The organism is Arthrobacter sp. B2060 (assembly GCF_059090445.1).
Genome location: NZ_JBNHFR010000020.1, coordinates 1 through 5,557, shown reverse-complemented (window position 1 = coordinate 5,557; position 5,557 = coordinate 1). Strand labels below are relative to the sequence as shown.

The 5,557-nt window shown below is 65.4% G+C and carries 2 protein-coding genes; one reads left to right on the top strand and one right to left on the bottom strand.

Features of this window, described 5'->3' with window-relative positions:
- The coding region (locus tag AC5RUM_RS21375) for a phytase (protein ID WP_494036834.1) at positions 1-1,963 on the bottom strand (1,963 nt) is incomplete at its 3' end.
- 278 nt (positions 1,964-2,241) lie between these two features.
- Between AC5RUM_RS21375 and AC5RUM_RS21370 the strand changes: the two genes are divergently transcribed.
- A partial coding sequence (locus tag AC5RUM_RS21370) for a PKD domain-containing protein (RefSeq protein ID WP_494036833.1) occupies positions 2,242-5,557 on the top strand: 3,316 nt, incomplete at its 3' end.

The window sequence follows — 5,557 nt, the reverse complement described above, 5'->3', positions numbered from 1 at the left end:
TGGACGTGCCGCCGTCACCAAAATCCCAGGACCACGACGTCGGCGCCCCGGTCGAGGTGTCAGTGAAACTCACCGGCAACGGGGCCGTGCCCGTCGTCGGGGACGCGGTAAAGGAAGCCACCGGCGCCGGCGGTGCCGGCGGGTTGACCGTGATGGTCGCGGTAGCGGAGGTCGAGCCTTCACTGTTGGTAGCGGTCAGCCGTGCCGTGTAGGTGCCGGCCGCGGTGTACGTGTGGGAGGGATTCTGGTCCGCGGACGTGCCGCCGTCGCCGAAATCCCAGGCCCAGGAGGCCGGCGCCCCGGTCGAGGTGTCAGTGAAACTCACCGGCAGCGGGGCCGTGCCCGTCGTCGGTGAAGCGGTAAAGGACGTCACCGGACCCGGCGGTGCCGGTGGAGGTGTCATTTGCACCACCGCGCTCAACGGGACATATTTCAGGTTGGACGTGCTGCCACCGGTATTGGGATGATCGTGAACCACCATAACGCCCTGCTCAAACTGAGGCCCGGCATTCAGGCTGGTGACGTCGATGCCGTCGCTTCCCGTGACTTCATCGATTGACCCGTTGGCGACGACCCTCACCGATTTGACGTAGGCGTTGCTGCCGGCGCGCTCGTAGACGGCGAAAGTGGAATCCCCTTGGCTGGACGCGAAGAGGTAGCCCGTCCCCTCAGGGCCATAAGCTATGCTCATCCCCTCGATGTCCGCCACCAGGTGGCCCGCGCCCACCGTGTCGACGGCCACCCGGCCATCTCCAGAGTCAGGTTCAGCGCCGTACTTCCAAATGGCCACATCCTCCTGGCCGACGTATAGGTGACCAAGGTCGTCATCGGCGACGCAACTCTCGGTGATGCTGCTGATGGACAGCGTTCTTACTAGCTTTGCGTCCACCAGGCCGGCGCCATTGTCGAAGAGTTCGAACTGCTGGATGGAGCCACCGCCCTCGTAGGGTGTTACAAAGGCATAGAACTTGCCGCTCACACGGCTGTGGTACATGCAGAAGCCGTAGTTTGGCGCGAATGTCGGGATGCTGCGGGCGGCGGCGGCCGAGAGAGTTCTGCTCTCTGTATTCAGTGACCACAACGCAAGCGTGTTGTTCGTCCGGTTGTTTGCCCCCACAAGCACGGTGGGAATCCCCGATAATGGGAAGCCTGCCCGCAGGTCAACGTTGCCGATCATCCCCTCGGCCCGGAACTGGATCAGTTTGCCGTCCATGCCGAAGACCCCGATCCCACCGCCTGAGCTCGCCTTCTTATCTGCAATGACGACACTATTGGCAGGGTTTGCGGGATCAGCCCAGATCACGGAGTCATCGGTGACGTCCCCCGAGCCTGAAAATCCAACATTCTCGACTACGGGCGAAACACTGGCGATGGTCGGCCTCGGGATCTCTGTGGGCGGGGGCGGCGGGGTTGCCGAATACGTAATCAGGAGTAGCGGCGGGTTCGCCGTCTCACGGGAGGCCAGGCTGCCCGTCACCCCAGTCGTGCTCAGGCCGTAACTGACAGGACCTGAGGCGGGGACAGAAGCAGCGGGCAAGGTTGCACTTACATAGCCGCCAGCCGGCAGGACCCCGGACCTGGAAAGCTCAGCAGGTTGCCATGCAGGCTGGTTCGCGAAAGTGACAGTCGACTCCCCCCAGTTGTTACTGGAAGGATGCACAATCAGGCTGCCGTTCACCGCGGACTTTGAATAGACCATCAGCGTCACGTTCGTGACGCTGCTTCCATCGGGCAGCGACACGTCGAACCGTAACAACGCGTGGTTGGAGTTTTGTGAAACGGCCAAGGAAGTAGCGCCACCAAAGTTTCGGTTGGGCGAAGAACTGGAAACATAGGTGTCCGCGACCGCATTGAGGGTCAGAGTGGAGGATGCGGCCGCAGCCATCGCAGGCACAAGGCCGAGAGCCACCAGCGCGGCCACGGCCACCGTCGCCAACAGAGCGAAGAAATGAGGTCTCGGCATGGCTCTTCCTTCGATGGATGGACCTGAACTCCGAGACCGTACCCCTAGAACTTTGTCTACGTGAGACACCACTGTCAAGGGCGCTGATTCGTGCAAGTAGAAGCCACGTGCAACACAGGTACTGAACGCTGAAAGGCGAGTATCCGGTGGAGCGAAGACAGGTACCCACTACTCTGGCCCGGCGTCCTGTTGATTCCGTAGGCTCCGATCCATCACGTCTGCGATCAACAGACACCGCCTGTGCGGTCCAGTGTTGACCTGCCATTTGAGGGAGGACCATGTCTGTTGCGAGCCGTGTTCGGTCCATCATCTCCACGATGAGCGGCTTCCATGTCCTGTCTACACGCGGGCCTGCAGCGACCGCCGGGAGACCCACTCGTGCGGAGAAGCGTTCGGGCCCGGGAGTGCGGCGCCGCGAGAGGTCCGCCCTGGCGGCCCTGGTCACCGCAGGGATGGCGACGTCCCTGCTGATCACGGGTTACGAGGCGGCGGCTCCGCGCGACTCCTCGAGCGCGCACGGTTCACATGTTCACAACGCGGCGCTGCCGGCCGCCGCAATGGAGCCGGCCCCGGATCCGTTGCAACGGGCCGGGTGGACGGTGTCGGCCAGCGATGAAGAGGTTTCCGGCGGGAACGGCAAGGCCGCCAACGTTCTCGATGCCAACGGCGCCACGTTCTGGCAGAGCAAGGGGAGCCCACGCGCAATTCCGTTGCCGCACACCATCACGATTGACACCAAGGTGACGCAAAACATCACGGGGTTCCGCTATCTGCCGCGACCCGACGTCGAGAACGGGCGGATAGGCAGCTTCGAGATTCTGGTGAGCACCAACGGCACCACGTGGGGTACGCCCGTGGCCCACGGGACCTGGGCTGACACCAGTGCCGAGAAAACCGCCACGTTTGCAGCAGTGCCGGCGCGGTATGTCCGGCTACGCGCCATCAGCGAGGCCGGCAACCGCGGCCCCTGGAGCAGCGCCGCCGAGATCAATCTCATCGGCCAAAGCGGCAGCGGCATGATGACCGCCATGGCGACGGAAGGAGCGGCGGGATCCTGGGGCCCCACCATCAACTTCCCGCTTGTCCCAGCCGCGGCGGCGCTGCTGCCTGGCAACAAGCTGCTCACGTGGTCCGCCTACTCCCCCACCGTATTCGGCGGCAGCAACGGCTACACCCAGACCTCCATCCTGAACCTCACCACCGGCGACGTGAGCCAGACCGAGGTGGCCAACACCGGTCACGACATGTTCTGCCCCGGGACCTCGATGCTGCCGGACGGGCGGATCGTGATCAGCGGCGGCAGCAACAGCTCGAAGACCACCCTGTACAACCCTGTGTCGAACACCTGGACAGCGGGGCCGGCAATGAAGATCGCCCGCGGATACCACTCCAACGTGACCACGTCCACCGGTGAGGTGTTCACCATCGGCGGCTCCTGGTCGGGGGGAATCGGCAACAAGCACGGCGAAGTATGGTCTGAAGCCGGCGGCTGGCGAACGTTGCCAAACGTGCTGGTCGACAATATCCTGACCAACGACCCCGGCGAACACCACGCCGACAATCATTCCTGGTTGTTTGCCGCCCCCGGCGGCCGGGTGTTCCACGCCGGGCCGAGCCGCCAGATGAACTGGATCTCCACCACAGGCACCGGCAGCATCACCTCGGCCGGCTTGCGGTCCGACAGCGCGGACGCGATGAACGGCGACGCGGTGATGTACGACGTCGGCAAGATCCTCACCGTGGGCGGGGCGACCGCCTACTCGAACGCCCCTGCCACCGCCCGGGCGTACACCATCGACATCAACAACGGAGCCACTGTGGCCCGGACCGCAGACATGGCCGTCAGCCGGTCCTTCGCGAACGGGGTCGCGCTGCCCGATGGCCAGGTGTTCGTGGTCGGCGGTCAGGCCACTCCCGTGCAGTTCACCGATACGGGAGCCAGGATGGCTCCGGAAATCTGGAACCCGGCGACCGGACTGTGGACCACGATGGCTCCGATGGCCATTCCCCGGACCTATCACAGCGTGGCCCTGCTGCTCCCGGATGCCCGGGTGTTCGTCGGCGGCGGCGGGCTGTGCACGGGAAGCTGCACCACGAACCACCTGGACGGAGAGATCTTCACCCCGCCCTACCTGCTGAACGCCGACGGCAGCCCGCGTGTGCGGCCCGAGATTGTGACCGCACCGGCCACCGCGTCACCCGGCAGCACGATTGCCGTGACCACCGGGGCGCCGACCACCAAGTTCTCTCTGATGCGGATGAGCACGGTGACCCACACCGTGAACACCGACCAGCGGCGGATACCGCTGACCGCAACCGCCGTGTCGGGTAACACCGCGTCGCTGACGTTGCCGGCGGACACGGGCGTGCTGGTGCCGGGCAATTACATGCTCTTTGCAGTGGACGCCGACGGCGTGCCCAGCATCGCCTCGACCATCAACATTGGCTCCACACCACCGGCGCCCCCTCCACCGTCGGGGACAGTGACCGCGGTCAGCTCCACCACTGCCAGCGCAACAACAGCCACCACCGCCGTAACCTTGACCAGGCCGTCCGGTACCACGGCCGGGGATGTCATGGTCGCCTCCTTTACCGCGGACAAGAACCCCACGGCGGCTGTCCCCGCGGGCTGGACTGCGATCGTCAACGGGCTCTCCATCAGCAGCGGCGCACGGGTCTTTGCCTACTACCGCGTGGCCGGAGCGTCTGAGCCACCCACCTACACCTGGACGCTCAGCACTGCCGTTAAATGGGGCGCCGGCGTCACGGCATACCGCGGCGTCAACAACACGACCCCTCTTGACAGCGCTGTCGCCACCGCTGTCAACACAACCTACAGAGCCACAAGCATTGCCGTTCCCGGCGTAACGACCGCGAGCAACGGGGCCATGCTGATCGGCGGTCTCGGGTTTGACAGTTCAAACCCCGCCGCTACCCCGCCAAGCGGATGGACCGAACGGTGGGAGACCGTCGCCGGCGGCCAGATCGCGGAACAGGCGGACAGGACCCAGGCAACCGCCGGAGCCACCGGCACAGCCACCTGGACCTTCAGCAGTGCCAAAGCGGTTGCCGCATGGCGTACCGCGCTGAAACCTGCCCCCAAAGATCCCGGCACACCGGCGCCGGTGGCTTCCTTTGCCGCGTCCCCGACGACGGGCACGGCTCCGTTGCCGGTGAGTTTCACTGATACCTCGACCGGGGCGCCGACGTCGTGGTCCTGGGATTTTGGTGACGGCGGCACGTCCACGGAGCGGAACCCTTCCCACACGTACACCGCGGCGGGGACGTTCACGGCGAGGCTGACCGCGACGAACGGCGGAGGCTCGACCTCCGCGACCGCGACCGTCACGGTCGAGGCGGCGGCCACGCCGGCGCCGGTGGCGTCCTTTACCGCGTCCCCCACGTCGGGCACGGCTCCGTTGCCGGTGAGTTTCACTGATACCTCGACCGGGGCGCCGACGTCGTGGTCCTGGGATTTTGGTGACGGCGGCACGTCTACGGAGCGGAACCCTTCCCACACGTACACCGCGGCGGGGACGTTCACGGCGAGGCTGACCGCGACGAACGGCGGAGGCTCGACCTCCGCGACCGCGA